The organism is Streptomyces sp. NPDC023723, from assembly GCF_040639815.1.
GTDB lineage: Bacteria > Actinomycetota > Actinomycetes > Streptomycetales > Streptomycetaceae > Streptomyces.
The window spans coordinates 1-24,671 of sequence record NZ_JBFAAP010000032.1; the positions used below are offsets into that span (position 1 = coordinate 1).

23 protein-coding genes are annotated in these 24,671 nt (G+C 74.8%); 7 read left to right on the top strand and 16 right to left on the bottom strand.

The features are described 5' to 3' along the window. The 9 genes from AB0G32_RS27320 to AB0G32_RS27360 form a co-directional block, all read right to left on the bottom strand. A partial coding sequence (locus tag AB0G32_RS27320; RefSeq protein WP_361168644.1) for a PfkB family carbohydrate kinase occupies positions 1–833 on the bottom strand: 833 nt, incomplete at its 3' end. Further along, complete coding sequence (locus tag AB0G32_RS27325) at positions 826–1,425, bottom strand: SIS domain-containing protein (protein ID WP_361168647.1); 600 nt, start codon at positions 1,423–1,425, stop codon at positions 826–828. The genes AB0G32_RS27320 and AB0G32_RS27325, both read right to left, overlap by 8 nt. Further along, complete coding sequence (locus tag AB0G32_RS27330; RefSeq protein WP_361168650.1) at positions 1,425–2,642, bottom strand: glycosyltransferase; 1,218 nt, start codon at positions 2,640–2,642, stop codon at positions 1,425–1,427. Before AB0G32_RS27330 ends, AB0G32_RS27325 begins: the two co-directional genes overlap by 1 nt. Then, the gene (locus tag AB0G32_RS27335; protein WP_361168653.1) at positions 2,639–3,589 is read right to left on the bottom strand and encodes a glycosyltransferase; all 951 of its coding nucleotides are present in this window, start codon (positions 3,587–3,589) and stop codon (positions 2,639–2,641) included. The genes AB0G32_RS27330 and AB0G32_RS27335 overlap by 4 nt, the downstream gene beginning before the upstream one ends. Further along, positions 3,586–4,578, bottom strand: coding sequence for a glycosyltransferase family 9 protein (locus tag AB0G32_RS27340; RefSeq protein WP_361168656.1), 993 nt, complete (start codon positions 4,576–4,578; stop codon positions 3,586–3,588). The genes AB0G32_RS27335 and AB0G32_RS27340 overlap by 4 nt, the downstream gene beginning before the upstream one ends. Then, positions 4,575–5,165 carry an HAD family hydrolase gene (locus AB0G32_RS27345; RefSeq protein ID WP_361168659.1) on the bottom strand — a complete coding sequence of 197 codons (591 nt, stop codon included), beginning with the start codon at positions 5,163–5,165 and terminating at the stop codon, positions 4,575–4,577. Before AB0G32_RS27345 ends, AB0G32_RS27340 begins: the two co-directional genes overlap by 4 nt. Further along, positions 5,162–6,172: a glycosyltransferase gene (locus tag AB0G32_RS27350; RefSeq protein ID WP_361168662.1), complete on the bottom strand. Its 1,011-nt coding sequence runs from the start codon at positions 6,170–6,172 to the stop codon at positions 5,162–5,164. The genes AB0G32_RS27345 and AB0G32_RS27350 overlap by 4 nt, the downstream gene beginning before the upstream one ends. Further along, the gene (locus AB0G32_RS27355) at positions 6,169–7,812 is read right to left on the bottom strand and encodes a carbamoyltransferase C-terminal domain-containing protein (protein WP_361168665.1); all 1,644 of its coding nucleotides are present in this window, start codon (positions 7,810–7,812) and stop codon (positions 6,169–6,171) included. The genes AB0G32_RS27350 and AB0G32_RS27355 overlap by 4 nt, the downstream gene beginning before the upstream one ends. A 130-nt stretch (positions 7,813–7,942) precedes the next feature. Continuing rightward, complete coding sequence (locus AB0G32_RS27360) at positions 7,943–8,977, bottom strand: NAD-dependent epimerase/dehydratase family protein (protein ID WP_361168668.1); 1,035 nt, start codon at positions 8,975–8,977, stop codon at positions 7,943–7,945. 108 nt (positions 8,978–9,085) lie between these two features. Between AB0G32_RS27360 and AB0G32_RS27365 the strand changes: the two genes are divergently transcribed. The 4 genes from AB0G32_RS27365 to AB0G32_RS27380 all read left to right on the top strand — a co-directional run bounded on the left by AB0G32_RS27365 (position 9,086) and on the right by AB0G32_RS27380 (position 12,290). Continuing rightward, entirely contained in the window at positions 9,086–9,526 is a 441-nt protein-coding gene (locus AB0G32_RS27365; protein ID WP_361168671.1) for an SRPBCC family protein, read from the top strand. A gap of 103 nt (positions 9,527–9,629) precedes the next feature. Beyond that, positions 9,630–10,631: an NAD(P)-dependent alcohol dehydrogenase gene (locus AB0G32_RS27370; RefSeq protein ID WP_361168674.1), complete on the top strand. Its 1,002-nt coding sequence runs from the start codon at positions 9,630–9,632 to the stop codon at positions 10,629–10,631. Between the two features lie 62 nt (positions 10,632–10,693). Further along, on the top strand, positions 10,694–11,320 hold the full coding sequence (locus tag AB0G32_RS27375; protein WP_361168677.1) for a GntR family transcriptional regulator: 627 nt from the start codon (positions 10,694–10,696) through the stop codon (positions 11,318–11,320). A gap of 136 nt (positions 11,321–11,456) precedes the next feature. Further along, positions 11,457–12,290, top strand: a complete 834-nt coding sequence (locus tag AB0G32_RS27380) for an NAD(P)H-binding protein (RefSeq protein ID WP_361168680.1) — start codon at positions 11,457–11,459, stop codon at positions 12,288–12,290. A gap of 4 nt (positions 12,291–12,294) precedes the next feature. Here AB0G32_RS27380 and AB0G32_RS27385 read toward each other — a convergent pair whose 3' ends face one another. After that, the gene (locus tag AB0G32_RS27385; RefSeq protein WP_361168683.1) at positions 12,295–13,086 is read right to left on the bottom strand and encodes a carbon-nitrogen hydrolase family protein; all 792 of its coding nucleotides are present in this window, start codon (positions 13,084–13,086) and stop codon (positions 12,295–12,297) included. A 34-nt stretch (positions 13,087–13,120) separates the two neighbouring features. After that, complete coding sequence (locus AB0G32_RS27390; RefSeq protein ID WP_361168686.1) at positions 13,121–14,443, bottom strand: MFS transporter; 1,323 nt, start codon at positions 14,441–14,443, stop codon at positions 13,121–13,123. Positions 14,444–14,552: 109 nt separating this feature from the next. Between AB0G32_RS27390 and AB0G32_RS27395 the strand changes: the two genes are divergently transcribed. Then, positions 14,553–15,239: a DUF2848 domain-containing protein gene (locus AB0G32_RS27395; RefSeq protein WP_361168689.1), complete on the top strand. Its 687-nt coding sequence runs from the start codon at positions 14,553–14,555 to the stop codon at positions 15,237–15,239. Here the strand turns inward: AB0G32_RS27395 and AB0G32_RS27400 are convergent. The 5 genes from AB0G32_RS27400 to AB0G32_RS27420 all read right to left on the bottom strand — a co-directional run bounded on the left by AB0G32_RS27400 (position 15,203) and on the right by AB0G32_RS27420 (position 21,701). Further along, positions 15,203–16,363, bottom strand: a complete 1,161-nt coding sequence (locus AB0G32_RS27400) for an XdhC/CoxI family protein (RefSeq protein ID WP_361168692.1) — start codon at positions 16,361–16,363, stop codon at positions 15,203–15,205. The genes AB0G32_RS27395 and AB0G32_RS27400 overlap by 37 nt on opposite strands. Before the next feature lie 52 nt (positions 16,364–16,415). Further along, on the bottom strand, positions 16,416–17,873 hold the full coding sequence (locus tag AB0G32_RS27405; protein ID WP_361168695.1) for an NCS2 family permease: 1,458 nt from the start codon (positions 17,871–17,873) through the stop codon (positions 16,416–16,418). Positions 17,874–17,945: 72 nt separating this feature from the next. Then, positions 17,946–20,339, bottom strand: coding sequence for a molybdopterin cofactor-binding domain-containing protein (locus AB0G32_RS27410; RefSeq protein WP_361168698.1), 2,394 nt, complete (start codon positions 20,337–20,339; stop codon positions 17,946–17,948). Between the two features lies 1 nt (position 20,340). After that, on the bottom strand, positions 20,341–20,814 hold the full coding sequence (locus AB0G32_RS27415) for a (2Fe-2S)-binding protein (protein ID WP_361168701.1): 474 nt from the start codon (positions 20,812–20,814) through the stop codon (positions 20,341–20,343). After that, positions 20,814–21,701: a xanthine dehydrogenase family protein subunit M gene (locus AB0G32_RS27420; protein WP_361168704.1), complete on the bottom strand. Its 888-nt coding sequence runs from the start codon at positions 21,699–21,701 to the stop codon at positions 20,814–20,816. Before AB0G32_RS27420 ends, AB0G32_RS27415 begins: the two co-directional genes overlap by 1 nt. A 299-nt stretch (positions 21,702–22,000) precedes the next feature. Here AB0G32_RS27420 and AB0G32_RS27425 point away from each other — a divergent pair, with 299 nt between their 5' ends. Both AB0G32_RS27425 and AB0G32_RS27430 read left to right on the top strand, forming a co-directional pair. Then, the gene (locus AB0G32_RS27425) at positions 22,001–23,686 is read left to right on the top strand and encodes a PucR family transcriptional regulator ligand-binding domain-containing protein (RefSeq protein WP_361168707.1); all 1,686 of its coding nucleotides are present in this window, start codon (positions 22,001–22,003) and stop codon (positions 23,684–23,686) included. 135 nt (positions 23,687–23,821) lie between these two features. Then, positions 23,822–24,604, top strand: coding sequence for a hypothetical protein (locus tag AB0G32_RS27430; protein WP_361168710.1), 783 nt, complete (start codon positions 23,822–23,824; stop codon positions 24,602–24,604). The last annotated feature ends 67 nt before the right edge of the window (positions 24,605–24,671 follow it).

The following is a 24,671-nucleotide window of genomic DNA, read 5'->3' on the forward strand; positions in this document are numbered from 1 at the left end:
GCGGCGCCCACCGCGCCCTCCACCGCCTCGCCGACCAGCGTGCCGTCGGCCAGCAGTCCGGCGGCGGTCGCGGCGAACCGGTCGCCGGCGCCGCAGGAGTCGCCGGGGTGGGCGGCGGACGCGGGCACCAGCAGCGGGTGTTCGCCGTAGGAGAGCAGGGCGCCGCGCCCGCCGAGGGTGACGGCGACGGCGGCCACTTTCCAGTCCCGGACCAGGTCGGCGGCGATGTGCGCGGCGGCCCGCAGGGTGCCGTCGGGGCGGGCGTCGCCGGGCGCGAAGCCGTGCGCCTCCTTCTCGGCCGGGGTCACCAGGCGGGTGCCGGGCACCGGCCCGCCGCCGCGCGGGTGCGGGTCCCAGACCAGCGGCGGGCGCTCGGTGAGCTCCTCGCGCAGCGCGTCGGCGGTGCCGCGGCCGTAGTCGGAGACCAGTACGGCGTGCGCGGCGCGCAGTGCGGCGCGGGCCTCGTCGGTGGCGGCGCGGGCGCGTCCGCCGCCGCGGTCGAGGCGGACGACGGGGCGGCCGTGGGCGAGCACCCGGGTCTTCTCCGGCGGGGTGCCGCTGAGCGGCAGCGGGATCAGGGTCAGCCAGGGTTCGAGCAGTTCGCGCAGCTCACCGGAGACCGGGTCGTCGCCCAGGCCGGTGATCAGGGTGACGTCGCGGCCGTCGCGGGCGGCGAGGTAGGCGGCCAGCGCGGCACCGCCCGGCCGGACCCGTTCGGCGCAGTCCGACACCACCGGCACCGGCGCGTCGGGGGCCAGCCGGTCGGCGGTGCCGGTCAGGTCGCGGTCCAGCAGCGCGTCGCCGACGACGACCAGCGGGGTCCGCTCAGGCATGGCCGCCTCCCCGGCGGACGGCCCGGTCCAGGGCCGCGTCGAAGGCCGCGCAGATCATGTGCACGGCGACCAGATGGAGTTCCTGGACGGTCGCCGTGCTGGCGGCGGCCACGCACAGCGCCTCGTCGCTGCCCGCCATCAGCGGGTTGGGGTCGCAGCCGGTCAGCGCCCACACCCGCATCCCGGCCGCCCGGCCGGCGTCCGCGGCGGACAGCAGGTTGGCGCTGGCGCCGGAGGTGGACAGCAGCATCAGCACGTCGCCGCCCCGGCCGTGCGCGCGGACCTGGCGGGCGAAGACCTCGTCGACGCCGTAGTCGTTGGCGATGGCGGTGGTGGAGGAGGTGTCGGCGTGCAGCGCGATCGCGGAGAACGGCGGCCGGTCGTCGCGGTAGCGGCCGACGAGTTCGGCGGTCAGGTGCTGGGCCTGCGCGGCACTGCCGCCGTTGCCCGCGGCCAGCAGCCGGCCGCCGCCGCCGAGCACGGCGGCGAGCCGCTCGCCCCAGCGCTGGGTGATGTGCGCGGAGCCGCGGAACGCGGCCAGCGCGTCCTGGAGTTCGTCGCAGTGCCCGACGACGGGCGGGTGCACGGTCATCACGCCACCTCCTTGGCCAGTTCGTGGTCGGCGAGGGTGAGCCGGTAGACCTGTTCGGCGCCGTCGGCGACGCGCCGCCACGTGTAGTGCCTGAGGACCCGTTCGCGGCCGGCGGTGCCGTAGCCGCGGCGCAGCCGGTCGTCGGGCAGCAGCACCCGGGCCACGTCGGCGATCGCCTCCGGGTTGTGCGGTTCCACGAGCCGGCCGGTGACGCCGTCGGCGACCGAGTCGCGGTGGCCGCCGACGTCGGTGGCGAGCACCGGCACGCCGCAGCCCATCGCCTCCAGCGGCACGATGCCGAACGGTTCGTAGTGCGGGGTGCACAGCACCAGGTCGGCGCTGCCGAGCAGGGTCGGCATGTGTTCGGGGTGCACGGCGCCGAGCAGCCGGACCCGGTCGGCGACGCCGGTGCGGCGGGCGATGCCGGTGAGCCGCCGGGCCTCCGGGTCGGTGTCCACCTCGTCGGCGGGCGGGCCGCCGGCGACGACGAGTTCGGCGTCGGGGATGTGGGCGAGGGCCCGGACGGCGTGTTCGTAGCCCTTGCGGGGGACCAGCCGGCCGCAGGCGAGCAGCCGGTAGCGGTGCCGCCGGGCCGGGGTGTGGCCGGTGTCGGCGCCGGGGCGGAAGTGCTGGGCGTCGACGCCGCAGGGCACCACGGAGACCTGGCGCGGGGGCACGCCCATGTCGCCGAGTTCCACCACCTCGTCGGTGCAGGTGGCCAGCACCCGGGCGCAGGAGCGGCCGAGCTGCCGCTCGATGCCGATGCGTTCGTAGGGGCTGGTGTCCCTGAGGCCCTGGTGGCGGCGCTTGACGGTGCCGAGGGCGTGGAAGGTCTGCACCAGCGGGATGCCGTGCGGCTGTACGCCGATCTGGGCGGCCAGGCCCGACATCCAGAAGTGGGCGTGCACCACGTCGGGCCGGTCCCGGGTGAAGGCGCGGGCCAGGTGGGCGCCGAAGGCGGGCATGTACGGGAACAGGCCGTCCTTGGGCACCGTCTCGGCCGGTCCGGCGGGCACGTGCTCGACGACCGCGCCGCCGGGCAGTGGCACCCGGTCGGGCAGGTCGAGGGAGTCGCGGCGGGTGTAGACCGTGACGTCGTGGCCGCGCCGGGCCAGTTCCTCGCTGAGCCGGGCCACGTAGACGTTCTGTCCCCCGGCGTCGACGCCGCCGAGCGCGGCGAGCGGGCTCGCGTGCTCGGACACCATGGCGATCCTCATCGGGTCACCTCCTTCAGCAGCCGCTCCCAGTCGTCCAGGAAGCGGGACAGCCCGTAGCGGGCGAGGGCCGCCGCCCGGGCCTCCTGGCCGACCGCGCGGGCGTGGTGCGGGTCGGCGAGGAAGTCGCGTACGGCGTCGGTCAGTACGTCGAGGCGGTTGGAGACCACTCCGGCGCCCGGCGGGACGGCCTCGGTCACCTCGGTGGTGGCGAGGGCGACCACGGGCATCCCCAGGTGCATGGCCTCCAGGAGGGACAGGCCGAGGGAGGTCCAGCGGACCGGGTGGACGTAGACGCGGCGCCGGGCGAGTTCGGTGTGCAGGTCGTGCTGCGGCACGTCCTGGGTGCGGCAGCGGCCGGGGTCGACGCCGAGGTGCGCGGCCAGGCCCTCGGTGCCCATGCCGAAGACGTCCAGGGGGGCGGCGCGGGCGAAGGCGGGCAGCAGGTCGGTGCCGGTGGTGCGGCCGCGCCGGACGGGTTCGTTGACGACCACGGCGGCGCGGTCGAGTTCGCCGGTCCAGCGCGGGCCGGGGTCGACGATGCCGTGTTCGACGACGGTGGTCTCGGTGCCCGGCGCGTCCCACATCAGCCGGTTGAAGTGGGTGACGTGGACCAGGGTGACGCCGGGGACGCCGGCCGCCGGGTGGCGGGTGTCCGGCACGTCGCCGTCGGGGGCGTTGTGCTCCAGGTACACCAGCGGCGGGCGGCGGCCCAGCCAGCGGTCCACCAGGGCGAGTTCGTGCGGGCGCTGGAGGACGACGAGGTCGATCTCCTCGTCGCGCAGCCGCTCCGGCGGGACTTCGATCACCGACTCGGGCCAGTCCCAGGTGCGGGCCCGGCCGCGGCCGTCGGGGCCGCGGTCGGGGGTGACCGGGACGACGTAGGTGTGCGGGCCCTGCACGAAGGCGGTGGTCCACGAGCCGTGCACGTGCCAGATGAGGATCCTCATGATCTCTCCCCCGCGAGTTTCTCGACGGCGGCCGCCACGTCGGTGGCGGTGACGGTGTTCAGACAGGGATGGCCCGGTACGGGGCACTCCCGGGCCCGGCTGCCGGCGCAGGGCGCGTCCTGGTCGCCGAGGAGCACGTACGGCACGCCGTACGGCCGCCAGCGCTCGGCCGGGACGACCGGGGCGAACAGGGAGACGACGGGGGTGCCGACGGCGGCGGCCAGGTGGGCGGGGGCGGTGTTGCCGGTGACCACCGCCTCGGCGCCGGCCAGGACGCCGGAGAGTTCCGGGGCCGCGGTCCGGCCGCCGAGGTCGGTGCCGTGCTCGCCCGCGACGTACGCGGTGAGGTCGCGTTCGTCCGGGCCGCCGGTGACCAGCACCCGGTGTCCGGCGGCGGCCAGTTCACGGACCGCCTCCGCCGCCCGGCCGGGACTCCAGGCGCGGGCCGGCACGCTGGCGCCGGGATGCAGCACGACGTACCGGCCCGGTCCGGTCAGCTCGCGCACGTCCGGCGGCCGGCGCACCCGCAGCCGCCCGTCGTCGGGGCTCGGGAACCCGGCGGCCGCCGCCAGTTCCAGCGCCGCCTCGGCCTCGTGGGCGCCCGGGGTGCGGCGGTGGCGCAGGTCGAGCAGCGAACCGGGGTAGTCCTCGCTGTCGGCGGCCAGGTACCGGACGCCGGCCAGCCGCAGCACCAGGGCGGTGGGCAGCGGGGACTGGTGGAAGGAGGTCAGGATCAGGCCGGTGCCGGCGTCGATCCGGGCGGTGAGGGCGTCGATGTCGGCGCGGTCCACGGCGGGCGGCTGGAACCCGCCCCAGGGCGCGTCCCACACCAGCACCTCGGCCACGCCGGGCAGCAGCCGCGCGGCGGGCGCGCCGCGGCTGCCGCACAGCAGGGTGACGTGGTCGGCGCGGGCGGCGACGGCCCGCACGGCGGGTCCGGCGAGCAGGACGTCGCCGAAGCTGTCGAGCCGCGTGACGATGGCTCTCATCGCGGCCCCCCGCCCGTACTGTAGGCGTTCTCGATGGGCCGTTCGTCCGCCAGTACCCGGCCCTTCGGCGGGCCGGCCAGGACCGCGCGTACGGCGGTCAGCAGGTCCGGCGCGAGGTGCTCCGCGGCGGCCGTCTCTTCGGGCCGGGTCGCCTCGTTGGGGACCAGGATGCCGTGCGCGCCGGCCCGGCGGGCGGCCTCCAGGTCGGCGCCGATGTCGCCGATGACGACGGCCTCGGCGGGGTGCGTGCAGATCCGGCCGACCGCCCACAGGATCATGCCCGGCTCCGGCTTGCGGCAGTGGCAGCCGTCGTCCGGGCCGTGCGGGCAGATGGCCCACACGTCGAACGGGCCGAGCAGGTCGTCGATGCGGTGGTTGACGGCGCGTACCTCGGCGTCGGTGAGCAGACCGCGCGCGACACCGGACTGGTTGGTGACGACGCCGGTGCGGATGCCGTGCGCGCGCAGCAGGTCCAGGGCCTCGCGGGCGCCGTCGACCGGGCGGACCCGCTCGGGGTCGCCGTTGTAGGGGACGTCGTGCACGAGGGTGCCGTCGCGGTCGAACAGCACGGCCTTGACGCCGCTCATGCGGCCACCTCCTGCCAGACGGGCGCGGACCGGTGCCGCAGCTCGCCGCCGATCCGGTGCCAGGTGGCGGCCGGCGGGATGAGCGCGCTGGTCACCAGCATGGTCGTCACCTCGGCGCGGCTGCGCGGCCCGGGCCCGATGCGGGCCCAGGCGAACTCCGCGGTGCCGGCCGCCCAGCCGAGCCCGGCGAGCGCGGCGGCCCGGGGCCGGCCGGCGGCGCCGAGCAGCAGGGCGGCGGCGCCCGCGGCGGTGATGGCCAGGTGGCGGCGGATCCGGCCCCGGGGCGCGACCGCCTTGTCCCACCAGTCGGGGCCGTGCAGCCGCCGCATCAGCGCGTCGTCGGCGTTGCCGCGCTGCTGTTTCAGCGACGCCCAGCGGGAGGCCGGGCGGACCGGGTGCCGGGTGGTGCGGCGGCCCTGCCGGATGCGCCAGCCGGCGTCGAGGACGCGCAGCGCGAGGTCGGCGTCCTCGCGGAAGGCGCGGGTGAAGCGCTCGTCGAAGCCGCCGACCTGTTTGAGGGTCTGGGTGCGGTAGGCCATGTCGGCGGTGATCCAGCGGGCGGTGGCGAGCCCGGCGGTGCCGCGTTCCCAGTCGGTGGGGCGGCGTTCGCCGGGCAGCGGTACGGCGATGACGCCCTGGACCGCGCCGGTGTCGGGGGCGGCCGCGGCGAGGTCCTGGACCAGCTGGTCGCACCAGTGCGGGCCGACCTGCACGTCGTCGTCGAGGAACGCGGTCCACTCGGTGCCGACCGCGCCGAGGCCGGTGTTGCGGGCGGCGGCCGGTCCGCGGCCGCCGCCGGGCAGTACGACCGTGCGGTCGCGCAGTTCGCCGAGGACGGTCAGCGGGTGTTCCAGCGCGCCGGGGGCGGCGTCGGCGTCCGGGGCCGGCCGGTCGTCGACCAGGACCACGGCGTCCGGTTTCGGTCCGTGCGCGGCGGCCAGCGCGGCCAGGCAGTCGGCCAGCGTGGACCGGACGAGGGTGGGGATCACCACCGTGTAGCCGGTCATCCGAAGACCTTCCCCCGGCGGACCGCGAACGGTCCGATGGCCAGCAGGTCGACCGGCGCGGAGCCGAAGCACTCCAGCGCGTCGCGCGGGTCGTCGACCATGGGCCGCCCGGCGGTGTTGAGGCTGGTGTTGACGACGACCGGCAGTCCGGTGCGCTGCTCGAAGGCGTGCAGCATCCGCGCGACGAGCGGCTCGCGGCGCTCCTCGACGGTCTGGATGCGGGCGGTGCCGTCGACGTGCACGACGGCCGGGATGCGGTCCCGCCAGGCGGCGGCGACGTCGTGCACGAAGAGCATGTACGGGCTGGGGATCGGCCCGCCGGAGAAGATCTCGGCGGCCCGGTCGGCCAGCACCATCGGGGCGACCGGCCGGAACTCCTCGCGGCCCTTGACGGCGTTGAGCCGCTCCAGGTTCTCCGCGCGGCCCGGGTGGGCCAGCAGGGAGCGGTGGCCGAGCGCGCGCGGCCCGTACTCGCTGCGGCCCTGGAACCAGGCGACGACGCCGTCCCGGGCGAGTTCCGCGGCGACCGTCTCGGCGATGTCGGCGGGCTCCTCGTAGGGCACGGCGGCGCTCTCCAGCCAGTCGCGGAGCTCGTCGTCGCGCCAGCCGCGGCCGAGGGCGGCGCCGGGCATCGGCTCGGGCGCGGCGCCCTCCTGGGCGGCGGCGACGTGCAGGGCGCCGCCGAGCGCGGTCCCGGCGTCCCCGGCGGCGGGCTGCACCCAGACGTTGCGGTAGGGGCCCTGCCGGGCGATCCGGGTGTTGGCCACGCAGTTGAGGGCGACGCCGCCGGCCATGGTCAGGGACTCGCCGCCGGCCTCGCGGTGCAGCCAGTGCACGAGTTCGAGGAGGGTCTCCTCCAGGACCGCCTGGGCGCTGGCGGCGAGGTCGGCGTGCGCCTGGGTCCAGTCCTCGCCCTTCGGCCGGGCGGGGGCCAGCGCGGCCCAGTCGACGCCGTGGGCGCGGAAGCCGCCGTCGCCGGTGGCGTGCACGTGCTCGCGCAGCCGGCCGGCGAGGCGCGGCTTGCCGTAGGAGGCGAGCGCCATCACCTTGAACTCGTCGCTGGAGCGCAGGAAGCCGAGGTGCTCGGTGAGTTCCTCGTAGACCAGGCCGAGCGAGTGCGGCAGGGCCTGGGTGGCGAGGGTGTCGAGCTTGCCGTCGCGGTAGCGGCCGGCCAGGTGGGAGGCGCACTCGCCGCGTCCGTCGAGGACGAGCACGTCGTTGTCGGGGTGCGGGGAGGCCGGTCCGGCGGAGGCGGCGTGCGCCACGTGGTGCGGGACGAAGACGACCTGGTCGGGGTCGAGTCCGGGCAGCGCCTCGGCGAGGAACCGCGGCGCGCGGCGGGCGTACTCCAGGCGCAGCGGGTCCCAGGGGTCGTCCAGGCCCATGTCCCGGGCGGGCCGGGCGAGTTTGGGGTCGAAGGAGTAGGCGACGGCGTCCAGTTCGCCGGGGCGCAGGCCGGCCTGCGCCAGGCACCAGCGGGCCGACAGTTCCGGCATCTCCCAGGCGGCGAACGGCACCGGCCGCTTGCCGTGCTTGCGGCGGCTGAACCGCTCCTCCTCGGCCGCCGCTACGGTCCTGCCGTCCACGACGAGGGCGGCGGCGGGGTCGTGGAACAGGGCGTTGATACCGAGGATGCGCATGGGCTGTGCTCCGTCCTGTGTCGCTTCCGGAGCGCGGGTGCCGCGCGGCAGCTGTCTCAAACACTTGGAAACAGCTCAATTCCGGAAAGAGAGGGCAAAACCACCCTCCGTAGTCTCCCGCCCCAGGGGTTCAGGCCGCGACGGCGTGCGCGAACCAGCCGATGGTGTGTTCGAGGCCCTGGTTCCAGTCGGTGCGCGGCCGCCAGCCCAGCCGTTCCCGGGCCAGCGTGGTGTCGGGGCGGCGCCGCCCGGGGTCGTCCACGGGGCGCTCGACGAACCGGATGCGGGAGCCGGAGCCGGTGAGGCCGACGATCCGCCGGGCCAGCTCCAGCATGGTGATCTCGTCCTCGCCGCCGATGTTCATCGGCCCGGTCTCCCGGGACGCGGCGAGCGCGAGCACGCCGTCCACGGTGTCGTCGACGTAGGTCAGACAGCGGGTCTGGCCGCCGTCGCCGGCCACCGTGAGCGGTACGCCGTCCAGCGCCTGGGCGATGAAGGTGGGCACGGCGCGGCCGTCGCCGGTGCGCATCCGGGGGCCGTAGGTGTTGAAGATGCGCACGATGGCGGTGTCGGTGCCGTGCACCTGGCGGTGCGCGGTGGTCAGCGCCTCGGCGAACCGCTTGGACTCGTCGTAGACGCTGCGCGGGCCGACCGGGTTGACGTTGCCCCAGTAGCTCTCGCGCTGCGGGTGCTCCAGCGGGTCGCCGTAGACCTCGGAGGTGGAGGCGAGCAGGAAGCGGGCGCCGTCGGCGGCCGCCCGCTCCAGGGCGTGCCGGGTGCCGGTGGAGCCCACGTCCAGGGTCTCCAGCGGCAGCCGGAGGTAGTCGGCCGGGGAGGCCGGGCAGGCGAAGTGCAGCACCAGGTCGAACCGGCCGGGCAGGGCGCGCAGCGCGGCCGGGTCGGTGGCGTCGGCGCGCACGAACCGGAAGCCGGGTGCCCGCTCCAGGGCGGCCACGTTGCCGCGGGCGCCGGTGGCGAGGTTGTCCAGGCAGACCACCTCGGTGCCGGCGTCGAGCAGCCGCTCGCACAGGTGGGATCCGACGAAACCGGCGCCGCCGGTGACCAGCGCCCGGCGCCAGGACCGGCCGCCGCTGAGGCTCTCGCTCACGGGGCTCTCCTCACTCTCGCCTTCACTTCCGTGCCCGCGAGTAACCGAACGCCGCATTTCATACCCCGAACGGACATTCGAGACATGCATGGGGGCGGCCACTACCGCCGCCCGTGCGACCGGCCGCGGGGGCCGGCACCGCCGCGCATTCCCTACGATCGTCCCGTGGCCACCTTCTTGCTCGAACGCACGGCGCCGCTCCCGCCGGCCGAGGCCTGGCGCCGGCTCACCGAGTGGCAGCGGCACGGCGACGCGGTACCGCTGACCCGGATCACCGTCACCACCGACCCGCCCACCGGCCTGGGCACCCGCTTCGTCGCGCGCACCGGGTTCGGCCCGCTCGCCTTCGACGACCCGATGGAGGTCACCGTCTGGGAGCCGCCCGAGGACGGCGGGCCCGGCCGGTGCCGGCTGGAGAAGCGGGGCCGGCTGGTGCGCGGCTGGGCGGAGATCGAGGTCCGCCCGGGCCCCGGCGGCCGTACCCGGGTCCGCTGGCAGGAGGAGCTGACCGTCCGCCTGCTCCCGTCGGCACTGGACACCACCCTGGAGCGCTCCGGCCGCCATGTCTTCGGCCGCGCGGTCAACCGCCTGCTGCGCCGACCGTGAGACCACCGCCGGACGTCTACCGCGGTGGACGCGCTGACCGGTTCTGACCGAACCTCCCGCCGACGACTGGTCGGCGCCACGCACCGCCCGGGACGATCCGAGCGTGCACCGGCCCGACCAGTCCCCGGTCAAGGAGAGCCCGATGAAGGCCATCGTCCAGAACTCCTTCGGTTCAGCCGACTCCCTCACCCTGCGCGACATCGACCGCCCCGTGCCCCGCGCCGACGAGGTGCTGGTCCGGGTGCACGCCGCCGGGGTCGACCCGAGCGTGTGGCACCTGATGACCGGACGGCCGTACATCGCCCGGATCAGCCCGCAGGTCGGCCTGCGCCGCCCCGCCTGCCCGGTGGCCGGCTGGGACCTCGCCGGAACCGTGGAATCGGTCGGCGCCCGGGTCACCGGCTGCCGCGCCGGGGACGAGGTCTTCGGCAGCGGCACGGGCTCCTTCGCCGAGTACGCCCGGGCCAAGGCCGCCAAGATCGCGCCCAAGCCCGCCGGGCTCACCTTCGAACAGGCGGCCGTGCTGCCCGTCTCCGGGGTCACCGCGCTCCAGGCGCTGGCCGCGGCCCGCCCGCGCCCCGGCACGCGGGTCCTGGTCATCGGCGCCTCCGGCGGCGTGGGCACCTACGCCGTCCAGCTCGCCGCGCACCACGGCGCCCGGGTCACCGGCGTGTGCGGTCCGGCCGGCGCCGCGCTGGTCGGCTCCCTCGGCGCCGCCGACGTCCTCGACTACACCCGCGAGGACCTCACCGGCCGCTACGACCTGATCGTCGACGCCGCGGGCAACCGCCCGCTGCGCGCCCTGCGCCGGCTGCTCGCCCCGCGCGGCACGGCCGTCCTGGTCGGCGGCGAGAACGCCGGCCCCGTCCTCGGCGGCCTGGACCGCAACCTGCGCGCCCTGCTCCTGTCCACCCCCGTCCGGGAGCGCCTGCGCCCGCTGGTCGCGGTGGTCCGCCGCCCCGACCTGCTGACCCTGAAGGAGCTGGCCGAGAAAGGCGCCGTCGTCCCGGTCGTCGACCGCGCCTACCCGCTGGCCGAGGCCCCGGCCGCCGTCCGGCACCTGCGCGACGGCCATCCCCTGGGCAAGCTCGTCGTCACCGTCTGAGGCGTGCTAACTTCTGCCTGCAACGACTGTATACGAGCTGTATGCGAGGCAGGGGGCCCGTGGTGACGTCCGGACGGGAGAAGGCGTACGCCTACCTGAAGGAGACGGTGCTGACGGACCCCGCGATGCAGGGCGAGTTCCTCTCCGAGCAGGAGGTCGCCGACCGCATCGGCGTCTCGCGCACCCCGATCCGGGAGGCGCTGCTGCTGCTCGCCGCCGAGGATCTGGTCCAGCTGGTGCCCAAGCGGGGCGCCCGCGTCGCCCCGCTGTCCGGCCGGGAGATCACCGAGCTGATGGAGCTGCGCGGCATCGTCGAGCGGTACGCCGCCGAGCGGGTGATCACCACGGACCGCCGTCCGCTGCGGGAACTGGGCGAACTGCTGGCCCGGCAGCACGGCCTGACCGGCCCGGACCAGGCCCGGGAGTTCATCGCGGTGGACCAGCAGTTCCACATGACGCTGGTGACGGCGGTCGGCAACACCCTGCTGGACAAGCACTACGAGGGGCTGCGCAGCCGCCAGGTCCGGGCGGGCGTGGTGGCCCTGTACAACGCCCGGGGCCGCCAGGACGCGGTGCTCGACGAACACGGCGAGATCTTGAACGCCCTGGCCGCCGGGGACGCGGCGGCGGCCTGCGCGGCGATCGACGGGCACCTGAAGTCGACCTTGCGGGTCCTGCTCGCGGGCTGAGGCCCGATCGGCGGGGCGCCCCGAAAAGGCTTTGACGCGCGGCCTGTTGCTCGTCGAAGGTGGGCCGGACGTTCGCAGGACCGGGCAGCCGCGGGACACCGCGCGGGACGGTCACCTCGTGCTCAAGGAGTCGCGCATGATTGTCGTCTCGGCCGCTTCCGGGGCTCTGGGCAGGCTGGTCATCGACCGGCTGCTGGCCCGCCGCCCCGCCGGCCGCCTCGTGGCCGCGGTGCGCGACCCGGACGCGGCCGCGGACCTCGCCGCCCGCGGCGTCCAGGTCCGGCACGGGGACTACGACGACCCGGCGACGCTGCGCACCGCGTTCGCGGGGGCCGGCCGGCTGCTGCTCGTCTCGTCCCCGGAGCTGGACCCCGCCCGCCGCGCCGGACAGCACCGGGCCGCCATCGACGCGGCCCGCGCCGCCGGGGTCGGGTCGGTCGTCTACACCAGCTTCCTGGGCGCCGGTACCCAGGCCGACGGGATGACCGCCGCCCACCACACCACCGAACGCGCCCTGGCGGCCGCCGGGGTGCCGCACACCCTGCTGCGTCATCCCTTCTACAGCGAGGCGTTCCTCCATCCGGGCCTGCGCGCGGCCGTCGCCTCGGGCGAACTGGCCGACGGCACCGGCGGGCGCGGGCTCAACACCGCCTCACGCGCCGATCTCGCCGAGGCCGCCGCCCGGGTCCTGACCGAGGACGGCCACCTCGGCCGCGCCTACGACTTCACCGGCGGCCGGTGGACGTACCACCAGCTCGCCGACGCGCTCAGCCGCGTCGGCGGCCGGACCGTCGTCCGCCGGGACCGGCGAGAGCGCGCGCCCGGTGCGCAGGGCTGGCTGGAGGAGCAGGTCAGGGCCGGCGCGCTGGAGCTGCAGACCGACGATCTCCGCCACGTTCTCGGACGCCCGGCCACCACGCTCGACCAGGCCGTCACCGCGCTCCTCGCCCGTCCCGCCCCTGCGGAGTAACGCCTCACAGCCGCCGGTTGGCCAGCACCGAGATCTTCTTCCGAACACCGGCGACCTCGTCGAAGTCCAGGTCGGCAAGGACCAGCTCAGGCCCCGCGCCGGCCGCGTACCGCACCGAACCGTCCGGCCCCGCCACCAAGCTGTACCCGATCCCCGTCGGCGCCTTCGCCGGCACGGCGACCCCGCCGGCCTCGGGGTCGGCCTGCCCCACCGCCGCGACGAACACCGTCGCGTCCAGCGCCCGGGCCCGCACCAGCAGTTCCCACTGCTCCCGCTTGCCGGGCCCCGCGCCCCAGGACGCGGCCAGCAACGTGCCGACCGCGCCCGCGTCGGCGTGCGCCCGGAACAGTTCGGGGAAGCGGACGTCGTAGCAGGTGGCGAGGCCGAGCCGGACGCCGTCCACGTCGATGGTGACGATCCGCGAGCCCGGCGCCACGGTGTCCGACTCGGCGAAGCCGAACGCGTCGTAGAGGTGGATCTTGTCGTAGGACGCCTCGACGCCGGGGCCGGTGGCCAGCAGCGTGTTGGTGACCCGGCCGTCCGGCGCCGGGGTGAACATGCCCGCGACCACCACCACCCCCGCAGCCGCCGCGATCTTGCGCAGGCCGTCGGCCCAGGGGCCGTCCAGCGGCTCGGCGACCGGCTTCAAGGACGTACCGAAGCAGATCATGGACGCCTCGGGGAAGACCACCACCCGGGCCCCGGCCTCGGCGGCCCGCCGGGTCTCCCCCTCGATCAGTGCCAGGTTCCGCGCCGGATCGGTGCCGGTGGTGAGCTGGCTCAGTGCGATACGCATGGATGCGGTGTCCCTTCGTCGGTGGTACGGAACGTCAGCGGGCGGCGTACGTGGTCTCCACGAGCCGCGCCTCCTCGTGCTCGGCGGTGTCCGCGTCCCGGCCCAGCGCCAGCCCCACCACCGTGATCACCGCGGTGAGCGCGATGTACAGCGCCAGCGGCACCCAGCTGTCGAAGGCGCCGAGCAGCGCGGTGAACAGCAGCGGCGCCACCGCCCCGCCGATCACCCCGGCCAGGGGGTACGCCAGCGAGGAGCCGGTGTAGCGCAGCCGCGGCGAGAACTGCTCGGCGATGAAGGCCGCCTGCGGACCGTACATCAGGGAGTGCAGGACCAGCGCCACCACAACGCCGAGGGCCAGCAGCGGCCAGGAACCGCCGCCCACCATCGGGAAGAAGACGAACGGCCAGATGCCCGTGCCGACCGCCGAGACGCCGTAGACCAGCCGCCGGTTGACCCGGTCGGTGAGGGCGCCGGCCAGCGGGATGAGGAAGATCTGGAGCGCGGAGCCGATCAGTACGGCGGTGAGCGCGGAGCCGCGGGACATGTCCAGTTCGTCGGTGGCGTAGGTGAGCACGAAGACGGTGAACATGGCGTAGAGCACGTCGGGGGCGACCCGGCTGAGGATCGCGGCGGTCAGTGCCCGGGGCTGGGTGGTGAACACCTCGCGCACCGGCGCCTGCGGCCGGTCCTGCGCGGCCTCCATCGCCTTGAAGACCGGCGTCTCCTCCAGCTTGGCCCGGATCCACAGCCCGAAGCCGACCAGCGCCGCCGACACCAGGAACGCGACCCGCCAGCCCCAGTCGGTGAACTGGTCCTCGGTCAGCAGCGCGCCGAGCGCGGCCAGCACACCGTTGGCCATCAGGTTGCCGGCCGGCGGCCCGATCTGGGCGGCGGAGGCGTAGAAGCCGCGCCGCTTCGGGTCGCCGAACTCGCTGGACAGCAGCACCGCGCCGCCCCACTCGCCGCCGACCCCGACGCCCTGCGCGAACCGCAGCAGCACCAGGGCGACCGGGGCGGCCACGCCGATGGTGGAGTAGGCGGGCAGCACGCCGATCAGGAAGGTGGCGGCGCCGATCAGCACCAGCGTGGCAATCAGCACCTTCTTGCGGCCGATGACATCGCCGAGCCGGCCGAAGACGATGCCGCCCAGCGGCCGGGAGACATAGCCGACCGCGTAGGTGGAGAACGCCAGCAGGGTGCCGGTCAGCGGGTCCTCGGAGGGGAAGAAGAGGTCGCCGAAGACCAGGGCCGCGGCCGCGGAGTAGACGGCGAAGTCGTACCACTCCAGGGCGGTGCCGGTGAGGCTGGCGAAGAAGGCACGGCGGATGCCGGAACTGTCCGGCCGGGTGTCTTGCATGCTTGTCGTCCTTGCCTGAGGTACGTGGACCTTCCGGCATACTTCTTGTATACAGGTCGTATGCGCAAGCCCCTCGGGGGAAGTTAATCCATCCGAAACTGGAGTCCCCATGCCCGTGCTGACCTTCGAACTGCCCGATGGAACCACCCGCGACGTCGACGTCCGCCTGGTGCTGAACGCCGGATACGCCGGACGCGGCCAGGACGACGTGGCCGCGCACGTCGCCGAGCTGGCGGAACTGGGGGTGCCGGCGCCGTCCGTCATCCCCGCCCTCTACCCGGTCTCGCCCTATCTGGCACAGCAGACCGCCTCGGTGGCCGCGCAGCACGGCCGGACCTCCGGCGAGGCGGAGTGGGCGCTGATCGTGGCGGACGGCGGCGAGCTGCTGCTGACCGCCGCCTGCGACCACACCGACCGGGAGCTGGAGGTGCACGGCGTGGCCTGGAGCAAGAACGCGGGCCCGGACGTGCTGGCCCGCCGGGCCTGGCGGCTGGCCGACGTGGAGCAGCGGCTGGACGAGCTGACGCTGCGCGCATGGGTCGGCCACGGCGGCACCGAGACGCCGATCCAGGACGGCACCCTGGCCGAGCTGCTGACCCCCGCCTACTGGGCCGGGGTGCTGCGGGAGCGGGGTGAGCTGGTGCCGGGCACCGTGCTGATCTCGGGGACCATCCCGATGGCCGACGGGGTGGACCAGTTCGCCGACGCCTGGCGGGTGGAGCTGGGCGACCCGGCGACCGGGGACACCATCTCGCTGGCCTACGAGGTGGTGCCGATGCCGGCGCCGATCGGCTGAGCCGGCCGCGTCCCGTCGTGGTGGATCGGGGTGTGCGCGCCGGTCAGCGGGACGCCGGTGCCGCCGCGCCGGGCGGCGACGATCTCGGCGGCGATGGACAGCGCCGTCTCCTCGGGGGTGCGGGCGCCGAGGTCCAGGCCGATCGGGGACCGCAGCCGGGTCAGCTCCCCCTCCGGCACGCCGACCTCGCGCAGCCGCGCCAGCCGGTCCAGGTGGGTGCGGCGCGAGCCCATCGCGCCGACGTACGCCACCGGCAGCCGCAGCGCCCGTTCCAGGAGCGGTACGTCGAACTTGGCGTCGTGGGTCAGGACGCACAGGACGGTACGGCCGTCGACGTCGGTCCGCTCCAGGTACTCGTGCGGCCAGGCGACCACGATCTCGTCGGCGTCGGGAAAGCGGGCCTGCGTGGCGAAGACGGGCCGCGCGTCGCAGACCGTGACCCGGTAGCCGAGGAACTTGCCGGCCCGCACCAGCGCGGCGGCGAAGTCGATCGCACCGAAGACGATCATCCGCGGAGGCGGTACGGCGGACTCCACCAGCACGGTCAGCGGCGCCCCGCAGCGCGAGCCCTCCGCGCCGATCTCCAGGGTGCCGGTACGGCCCGCGTCCAGGAAGGCGCCCGCCTCGGCGGCGACGGTGCCCTCCAGGTCCGGGTGGGCGCCCAGACCGCCGTACCGGGTGCCGTCGGGGCGGACCGCGACCGCCCGGCCCACCAGCTCCGCCGGGCCGGCCACGATCCGGGCCAGCGCCGTCGCCTCCCCCCGCACGGCGGCCGCGAGCGCGGCGGCCAGCACCGGGCGGCCGGGGTCGCCCGCCCGGACCGGCACGACCAGGATGTCGATGACGCCACCGCAGGTCAGCCCGACCGCGAAGGCGTCCTCGTCGCTGTAGCCGAACCGTTCCAGGACCGGCCGGCCATCACTCAGCGCCTGCTCGCACAGCGCGTAGACGGCGCCCTCCACACAGCCCCCGGAGACCGACCCGACCGCCGTGCCCGCGGTGTCCACCGCGAGGGCGGCGCCGGGCCGGCGGGGCGCGCTGCCGCTGACCGCCACCACGGTGGCGACGGCGAAGTCGCGGCCCTGCTCGACCCACCGGTGCAGCTGTTCGGCGATGTCCAGCATCTGTCGGTCTCCTCGGGTACGGGGTTCGGTGGGACGGGTTCCCTGGCCGGGGCTAGTGCACGCCCAGCCGGCTCTCGATCGGTCCGAGGGCGAAGTAGACGAGGAAGAGCGCGGTCAGCACCCACATGAAGGGCCCGACCTCCCGCGCCCTGCCCTGCCCGGCCTTGATCGCGGTGTACGCGATGACGCCGGCGGCGACACCGGTCGTGATGGTGTAAGTGAAGGGCATCAGGACCACGGTCAGGAAGACCGGTACCGCACTCGCCCGGTCCGTCCAGTCCACCTGCCGGGCGTTCGTCAGCATCATGGCGCCGATGACCACCAGCGCCGCCGACGCGACCTCCTGCGGCACGATCGCGGTGAGCGGGGTGAAGAACAGACAGGCCGCGAAGAGCGCGCCGGTGACCACCGAGGCGAGGCCGGTCCGGGCGCCCTCCCCCACGCCGGTGGCCGACTCGACGAACACGGTCTGGCCGCTGCCGCCGGCCACCCCGCCGATCGCGCCGCCGGCCCCGTCGATGAACAGCGCCTTGGACAGGCCGGGCATCCGGCCCCGCTGGTCGGCGAGCCCGGCCTCGGTACCGACGCCGATGATGGTGGCCATCGCGTCGAAGAACCCGGCCAGCACCAGGGTGAAGACGATCACTCCGACGGTCATCGCGCCGACCTCGCCCCAGCCGCCGAACTCGACGTGCCCGAAGAGCGAGAAGTCGGGCATGGAGACCGCGCCGCCGTCGATCCCCGGGGCCCCGCCCGCCCACTGCTTCGGGTCGACCACCCCGGCGGCGTTCAGCACCACCGCGGCCACCGTGCCGGCCACGATGCCGATCAGGATGGCGCCGGGGGTGTTCCGCGCCTGGAGCATGAAGATGAGCAGCAGGGTCACGGCGAACAGCAGCACCGGCCAGCCGGTGAGCCGGCCGGCCGGGCCGAGGCTGAGCGGGGTGGCCTCGCCCTGGTGGACGAAGCCGGACTTGTAGAGGCCGATCAGGGCGATGAACAGGCCGATGCCCATGGTGATGCCGTGCTTCAGCGGCACCGGGATGGCGTTCATGATCATCTCGCGCAGACCGGTGACTACCAGCAGCATGATGATCACGCCGTAGATCACGCACATGCCCATCGCCTGCGGCCAGGTCATCGCGGGCGCCACCTGCGAGGCCAGCACGCCGGAGACGGACAGGCCGGCGGCGAGCGCGAGCGGCACCTTGCCGACGAAGCCCATCAGCAGGGTGGTGAGGGCCGCCGCGAACGCGGTCGCGGTGATCAGCGCCTGGGCGGCCAGGGTGTCGCCGGCCGCGTCCTTGCCGGACAGGATCAGCGGGTTGAGCAGCAGGATGTACGCCATCGCCATGAAGGTGGTGACGCCGCCGCGGACCTCGCGCGCGACGGTCGAGCCGCGCCGGGATATGTGGAAGTACCGATCGAGCCACGACCGGCCGGCCGGGACGCGGGAACCCGCGCCCGCGTCCTCGGCGGTGGTCGTGGGCTCCACTGACTGCTGGGTCATGGTGCCGTCTCCCAAGGTTCACAGGTACTGGGACGTGCGCGACCCGGGGGACGGCCCGAGACGAACAGCTGGTTACTTCCGGTCGGTGCCGGTGAGGTGCTCCGGACGCACCGGCGTCCGGTCCAGCGTCAGCCCCGTCGCGTTCCGGACGGCCGCGAGGACCGCCGGGGTGGACGACAGGGTGGGCGCCTCGCCGATGCCGCGCAGCCCGTAGGGGGCGTGCTCGTCGGCGAGTTCGAGCACGTCGACCGGGATGGTCGGCGTGTCGAGGATGGTGGGGATCAGGTAGTCGGTGAAGGACGGGTTGCGGACCTTGGCGGTCTTCGGGTCGACGACGATCTCCTCCATCACGGCGACGCCGAGGCCCTGGGTGGTGCCGCCCTGGATCTGGCCCACCACGGAGAGCGGGTTGAGCGCCTTGCCGACGTCCTGCGCGCAGGCCAGCTCGATCACCTTGACCAGGCCCAGCTCGGTGTCGACCTCGACGACGGCGCGGTGCGCGGCGAACGAGTACTGCACATGTCCGTTGCCCTGCCCGGTGCGCAGGTCGAAGGGCTCGGTCGGCCGGTGCCGCCACTCCTCCTCGACCTCGACCGCCTCGCCCGCGAGCACGTCCGCGAGGTCGGCCAGCGCCTCCCCGCCGTCGGTGACGACCTTGCCGTTCTCCAGCAGCAGTTCGGCGGTGGCCCAGGCGGGATGGTACGAGCCGAACTTGCGGCGCCCGAGCTCCAGCACCCGCTCCCGGACCAGCTCGCAGGCGTTCTTCACCGCCCCGCCGGTGACGTACGTCTGCCGCGACGCCGAGGTCGAACCGGCGCTGCCCACCCGGGTGTCCGCCGGGTGGATGGTCACCTGGGTGACGCCCAGCTCGGTGCGGGCGATCTGCGCGTGCACGGTGACGCCGCCCTGGCCGACCTCGGCCATCGCGGTGTGCACGGTGGCCACCGGCTCACCGCCGACCACCTCCATCCGCACCCGCGCGGTCGAGTAGTCGTCGAAGCCTTCCGAGAACCCGACGTTCTTGATGCCGACCGCGTAGCCGACCCCCCGCACGACGCCCTCGCCGTGCGTGGTGTTGGACAGACCGCCCGGCAGCTGCCGGACGTCGGCGCCCTCACTGGACTCCCACTGGCGCTCCGGCGGCATCGGCATCGCCTTGACCCGGCGCAGCAGTTCGGCGACCGGCGCGGGTGAGTCGACCGGCTGCCCGGTGGGCAGCAGGGTGCCCTGCTCCATGGCGTTGCGCTGCCGGAACTCCACCGGGTCCAGGCCGAGTTCGCTGGCCACCTTGTCCATCTGGGCCTCGTAGGCGAAGCACGCCTGGACCGCGCCGAAGCCGCGCATCGCGCCGCAGGGCGGGTTGTTGGTGTAGAGGGCGATCGCCTCGATGTCGACGTCGTCGACCGCGTACGGTCCGACGCCGAGCGAGGCGGCGTTGCCGACAACCGCCGGGGAGGCGGAGGCGTACGCGCCGCCGTCGAGCACGATCCGGGCCTTGACGTGGGTGAGCCGGCCGTCGCGGGTGGCGCCGTGCTCGTAGGCCAGCTTGGCGGGGTGGCGGTGGACGTGGCCGAAGAAGGACTCGAACCGGTTGTAGACGATCTTGACGGGTTTGCCGGTGCGCAGGGCCAGCAGACAGGCGTGGATCTGCATGGACAGGTCCTCGCGCCCGCCGAACGCGCCGCCGACGCCGGACAGCGTCATCCGCACCTTGTCCTCGGGCAGGCCGAGCACGGGCGCGATCTGCCGCAGGTCGGAGTGGAGCCACTGGGTGGCGATGTAGAGGTGGACGCCGCCGTCCTCCTCGGGGACCGCGAGCCCGGACTCCGGGCCGAGGAACGCCTGGTCCTGCATGCCGAAGGTGTACTCGCCGGTGACGATCACGTCGGCCCGCCCGGCCGCCTTGGTGACGTCGCCGCGCACGATGGGCTGGCGGTGGACGATGTTGGGGTGCGGGACGTGGCCGGCGTGGTGGTCGGCACGGTCCTGATGGATGAGGAGCGCGCCTGGGGCGGTGGCGGACGCCTCGTCGGTGATGACGGGCAGTTCCCGGTACGCCACCTTGATCTTGGCGGCGGCCCGGCGGGCGGTCTCCGGGTGGTCGGCGGCCACGATCGCGACGGGCTCGCCGTGGTGCCGGACCCTGCCGTGGGCGAGGACGGGGGTGTCCTGGATCTCCAGCCCGTAGTGGCGTACGTCGGTCGGCAGGTCGTCGTAGGTCAGTACGGCGTACACGCCGGGCAGCGCGAGTGCCTCGCCGGTGTCGATGGAGACGATCTCGGCGTGCGCGACGGTGGAGCGCAGGATCTGGCCCCAGAGCATGTCCTCGTGCCACATGTCGGAGGAGTACGCGAACTCGCCGGTGACCTTGAGGGTGCCGTCCGGGCGGAGCGTGGACGCGCCGATGCCGCCCTGGGCCGCCGAGCCCTGGGTGATCTTCGTGGGTACGCCGGTCGGATACGCCATGTCAGACCCCCTCGGTACGGCGGGTGGCGGCGAGCCGGACCGCGTCCATGATCTTCTCGTAGCCGGTGCAGCGGCACAGGTTGCCGGACAGCGCCTCGCGGATGTCGGCGTCGCTCGGGCTGGGGTTGCGCTCCAGCATCTCGTCGGCGGCGACCAGCAGACCGGGGGTGCAGAAGCCGCACTGGACGGCGCCGGCGTCGATGAACGCCTGCTGGATCGGGGCGAGTTCGGCCTCGCCCGCCAGCCCCTCGACGGTGACGACCGCACGGCCCTCCGCCTGCCCGGCGGCCACCAGGCAGGAGCAGACCGGCACGCCGTCCAGCCGGACCGTGCAGGAACCGCACTCGCCCTGCTCGCAGGCGTTCTTGGAGCCGGGCAGGCCGAGCCGCTCGCGCAGCACGTAGAGGAGGGACTCGCCCTCCCAGACGTCGTCGGCCTCCTGGGGGCGGCCGTTGACGGTGAGATGGACGCGCATCAGGCGGCCTCCCCTTCCGGTGTGGCGGTGCGGTACGACTGCCAGGTCCAGGTCAGCGTCCGGCGGGCCATGACGCCGACCGCGTGCCGGCGGTAGCCCGCGGTGCCGCGTACGTCGTCGATCGGGTTGCAGGCGGCGGCGCACAGTTGTGCGAACTGCTTGGCCACGGAGGGGGTGATGATCTCCCCCGAGTCCCAGAAGCCGCCCTCCTCCAGGGCCGCGTTCAGGAACTGCTCGGCGGCCGTCGCCCGGATCGGCGTCGGCGCGGCCGATCCGATCCCGGTCCGTACCGTCCGGGTCCGCGGGTGCAGTGCGAGGCCGAAGGCGCACACCGCGATCACCATGGCGTTGCGCGTGCCGACCTTGGAGAACTGCTGCGGCCCGGCCGCCTTGCGCACGTGCACGGCGCGGATCAGCTCGTCGGGCGCCAGCGCGTTGCGCTTCACGCCGGTGTAGAAGTCGTCGATGGGGATCATGCGGGTGCCGCGCACCGAGGCCGCCTCCACCTCGGCGCCCGCGGCGAGCAGCGCCGGGTGGGCGTCGCCGGCCGGGGAGGCGGTGCCGAGGTTGCCGCCGACGCCGCCGCGGTTGCGGATCTGCGGGGAGGCCACGGTGTGCGCGGCCAGCGCCAGGCCCGGGAGCTCGGCCCGCAGGTGCTCCATGATCTTCGTGTAGGGGACGGAGGCGCCGAGCCGCACGCTGTCCCCGGCCGTCTCCCACTCGGTCAGCTCGGTAATGCGGTTGAGGTCCATCAGGTACTCGGGCCGGCGGTGGTCGAAGTTGATCTCGACCATCACATCGGTGCCGCCCGCGATCGGTACGGCGCTGGGGTGCTCGGCCTTGGCGGCGAGCGCCTCCTCCCAGCTGGCGGGGCGAAGGAAGTCCATGAACGGCTCTCTTCTTCGTCGTGTGGGACGTCGTGTGGGTCGTACGGATCGAGCCACACCGGGTGCGGCGGTCCGGGCTCGTTCATGTGCTGTTCACGTGGAGTGGGCCCAGTACACCGCCCTGTGCTCCACCTGTGTCAGTCGCAGAAACCATGAAGGAGTTGGCTGGCCAGGGCGGGCATCTTGTAGATTCGTATGAACGGAGGGCCTCAGTTACCTCTCCGAATTCCCCGGGAAACGCGCGACCCACCGGCGTGACCTGGAACACTGCTTCGAGACAGAGAACGGCGGCGACGAGAATGCGGCTGCGCGCACTGCTGGACACCGATGCGCTGGGCCTCGAGCTGCTCGGCGGCGAGCAGGAGCTGGACCGTGCGGTGCGCGGCGTGATGACCACCGACCTGCGGGACCCCAGCCGCTACCTCTCCGGCGGTGAGCTGGTGCTGACCGGGCTGGCCTGGCGGCACGACGCCGCCGACTCCGAGCCGTTCGTACGGATCCTGGTGCAGGCCGGGGTGGCGGCGCTGGCGGCCGGCGAGGCGGAGCTGGGCAGCGTTCCGCAGGACCTGGTGGCGGCCTGTGCCCGGCACCGGCTGCCGCTGTTCGCGGTGCACGAGTCGGTGGCGTTCGCGACCGTCACCGAACACGTGGTGCGGCAGGTCTCCGGGGAGCGGGCGGGCGACCTCGCGGCCGTCGTGGACCGGCACCGGCGCATGATGACCTCCGGTCCGGCCGGCGGCGGCCCGGACGTCGTCCTGGAACTGCTCGGCTCCGACCTGGACCTGCGGGCGTGGGTGCTCTCCCCGACCGGACGGCAGGTGGCGGGCGCGAAGCAGGCGGGGTCCGCGCTCCCCGGTGAGGTGCGCGCGCGGCTCGCGGCGGAGCACCTGGCGGCCGCCCGCGCCGGGCGCCGCCCCCCGCACCGGGTGCTGGTCGGGCCGACGGCGTACAGCCTCTTCCCGGTGCGCGGCGCGGCCGCCCGGGGCGCGCAGGCCGCCCCCGACGTGCGTGAGACGGTGCTCTCCGAGTGGCTGCTGGCGGTCGAGGCGGACGCCGGGGACTGGCCGGACGAGCGGCTCGACTTGCTGTACGGCGTCACCCAGCTGATAGCGGTCGAACGGGACCGGCGGGAGGCGGCCCGCACGGTCCGCCGGCGCCTCGCGCAGGAGATCCTCGAACTGGTCCAGTCGGGCGCCGCGCCCGCCGAGATCGCCGCCCGGCTGCGGGTCGCGGCGCCGGTCCTGCTGCCCGGCCTCGGCGCGGCCCCGCACTGGCAGGTGGTGGTGGCCCGGGTGGAGTGGGCCGAGCCGCCCGGGTCCGGGGCCGGCACCGGCGCACTCGCCCAGGCGCTGCTGGAGGAGATCCTCGTCGACCCCCGCACCCCGGGGCCCGAGCACGCCGACCGGATCGCCGTCGCGCACGCCGGCGACGAGGCCGTCGCCCTCGTACCGCTGCCGGCGGTGGTCCGGGAGCACGACGGCAGCGAGGCGGGGGTGCTCGCCGACGCGCTGCTCGAGGCGGTCCGCGAGCCGCTGTCGGCCGGCCTCGACGACGACGGGCGGGTCACGGTGGGGGTGAGCGCCGCCGTGCACTCGGCCGAGGGGCTGCGCGGCGCGCTGGAGGAGGCCCGGCACGCCCGCCGGGTCGCCGCCGCCCGACCGGGCCGGGTCTGCGCGGCCGGCCACCAGGAACTGGCCTCGCACGTACTGCTGCTGCCGTTCGTCCCCGACGACGTGCGCCGCGCGTTCACCGCCCGGCTCCTCGACCCGCTGCGGGACTACGACCGGCGGCACCGCGCCGAGCTGATCCCGACGCTGGAGGCGTTCCTGGCCTCGGACGGCTCCTGGACCCGCTGCGCGGCCCGGCTGCACCTGCACGTCAACACGCTGCGCTACCGCGTCGGGCGGATCGAGCAGTTGACGGGACGTGACCTCTCCCGCCTGGAGGACAAGCTGGATTTCTTCCTGGCCCTGCGGATGAGCTGACCGGCCGCCGCAAACCTTGTGCCCCGGAGTCCCACGACTTTGTGAAATCCTTCACCCACCCTCTTGGCCGGGCCGGTCGTTCCGTGCTGAGATGCGGCCACCACTCGGGCTCGACGGCGTGCTAGGGAGGGCAACGTGGCGCACTCCGCCATGTCCGGTACGGGAACCACCGCCAGTGATGATCCGCTCGCGACCGCCGTGTGGCGGCTGCGCTCCCGCGCCTGCTGGGTGGACGCGGCCGCCCTGTTGCAGCCGGCCACCGCGCCGGCCGCGCTCCAGCGGGCCGCGCTGCTGGTGGAGCGGTGCCTGTACACCGAGCAGGGCTGGGCGGAGGCGGAGGACGCGCTGCGCACGGCGGAGGCGCTGGCGGACGGTGACGACGAGCGCGGCGCCGCCGCTTGTGAACGGGGGCACTTGGCGTACGCGGCGACGCTGCACGGGGTACGGGACCGGGCCGACGAGGCTCGGTCGGCACTGGGCCGGGCGGCGGCGCTGATCGCGCCGGGGGCGCCCGGGCGGGCCCTGCTCGACTTCCGGCGCGGGCTGCTCGCGGAGAACCTGACCGGTTCCGCGCAGTCCGCGCGGGCCGCCTACCGGCGGGCGCACGCCGGGGCCACCGCGCACGCCGATCCGCTGCTGCTGTCGTTCACCTGGCGTCATCTGGCCGGGCTGGCGCTGCGGGACGGGGAGCTGGCGGAGGCCCGGCACGGGTTCGCCGAGTCCCTGCGCATCCGGGAGGAACTGGGCTACCTGGTCGGCACCGCCCCGGCGCTGGCCTCCCTGGCGGAGGCGGAGCCGGAACCGGAGGCGTCCCGGCTGCGCGAGGAGGCCCGCCGCCTGTTCCGCCTCCTCGGCGGCGTCCCGACCTGGCTGGCCCAGCAACTGGCCCCACCGGGCGCGGGGGCGGCCACGGCCTGACGTACGTCGTCTCCTGCGTCCTTCCCGACGCGGGGGCGGCGGCCTGCCGGGGCGGCCCAGGCGCCCT

Bases quoted from the DNA above. Each gene is read 5' to 3' on its own strand.
- AB0G32_RS27325 (WP_361168647.1), bottom strand. From the start codon at position 1,425: ATGACCGTGCACCCGCCCGTCGTCGGGCACTGCGACGAACTCCAGGAC.
- AB0G32_RS27330 (WP_361168650.1), bottom strand. From the start codon at position 2,642: ATGAGGATCGCCATGGTGTCCGAGCACGCGAGCCCGCTCGCCGCGCTC.
- AB0G32_RS27335 (WP_361168653.1), bottom strand. From the start codon at position 3,589: ATGAGGATCCTCATCTGGCACGTGCACGGCTCGTGGACCACCGCCTTC.
- AB0G32_RS27340 (WP_361168656.1), bottom strand. From the start codon at position 4,578: ATGAGAGCCATCGTCACGCGGCTCGACAGCTTCGGCGACGTCCTGCTC.
- AB0G32_RS27345 (WP_361168659.1), bottom strand. From the start codon at position 5,165: ATGAGCGGCGTCAAGGCCGTGCTGTTCGACCGCGACGGCACCCTCGTG.
- AB0G32_RS27350 (WP_361168662.1), bottom strand. From the start codon at position 6,172: ATGACCGGCTACACGGTGGTGATCCCCACCCTCGTCCGGTCCACGCTG.
- AB0G32_RS27355 (WP_361168665.1), bottom strand. From the start codon at position 7,812: ATGCGCATCCTCGGTATCAACGCCCTGTTCCACGACCCCGCCGCCGCC.
- AB0G32_RS27360 (WP_361168668.1), bottom strand. From the start codon at position 8,977: ATGCGGCGTTCGGTTACTCGCGGGCACGGAAGTGAAGGCGAGAGTGAG.
- AB0G32_RS27380 (WP_361168680.1), top strand. From the start codon at position 11,457: ATGATTGTCGTCTCGGCCGCTTCCGGGGCTCTGGGCAGGCTGGTCATC.
- AB0G32_RS27385 (WP_361168683.1), bottom strand. From the start codon at position 13,086: ATGCGTATCGCACTGAGCCAGCTCACCACCGGCACCGATCCGGCGCGG.
- AB0G32_RS27390 (WP_361168686.1), bottom strand. From the start codon at position 14,443: ATGCAAGACACCCGGCCGGACAGTTCCGGCATCCGCCGTGCCTTCTTC.
- AB0G32_RS27395 (WP_361168689.1), top strand. From the start codon at position 14,553: ATGCCCGTGCTGACCTTCGAACTGCCCGATGGAACCACCCGCGACGTC.
- AB0G32_RS27400 (WP_361168692.1), bottom strand. From the start codon at position 16,363: ATGCTGGACATCGCCGAACAGCTGCACCGGTGGGTCGAGCAGGGCCGC.
- AB0G32_RS27405 (WP_361168695.1), bottom strand. From the start codon at position 17,873: ATGACCCAGCAGTCAGTGGAGCCCACGACCACCGCCGAGGACGCGGGC.
- AB0G32_RS27410 (WP_361168698.1), bottom strand. From the start codon at position 20,339: ATGGCGTATCCGACCGGCGTACCCACGAAGATCACCCAGGGCTCGGCG.
- AB0G32_RS27415 (WP_361168701.1), bottom strand. From the start codon at position 20,814: ATGCGCGTCCATCTCACCGTCAACGGCCGCCCCCAGGAGGCCGACGAC.
- AB0G32_RS27420 (WP_361168704.1), bottom strand. From the start codon at position 21,701: ATGGACTTCCTTCGCCCCGCCAGCTGGGAGGAGGCGCTCGCCGCCAAG.
- AB0G32_RS27425 (WP_361168707.1), top strand. From the start codon at position 22,001: ATGCGGCTGCGCGCACTGCTGGACACCGATGCGCTGGGCCTCGAGCTG.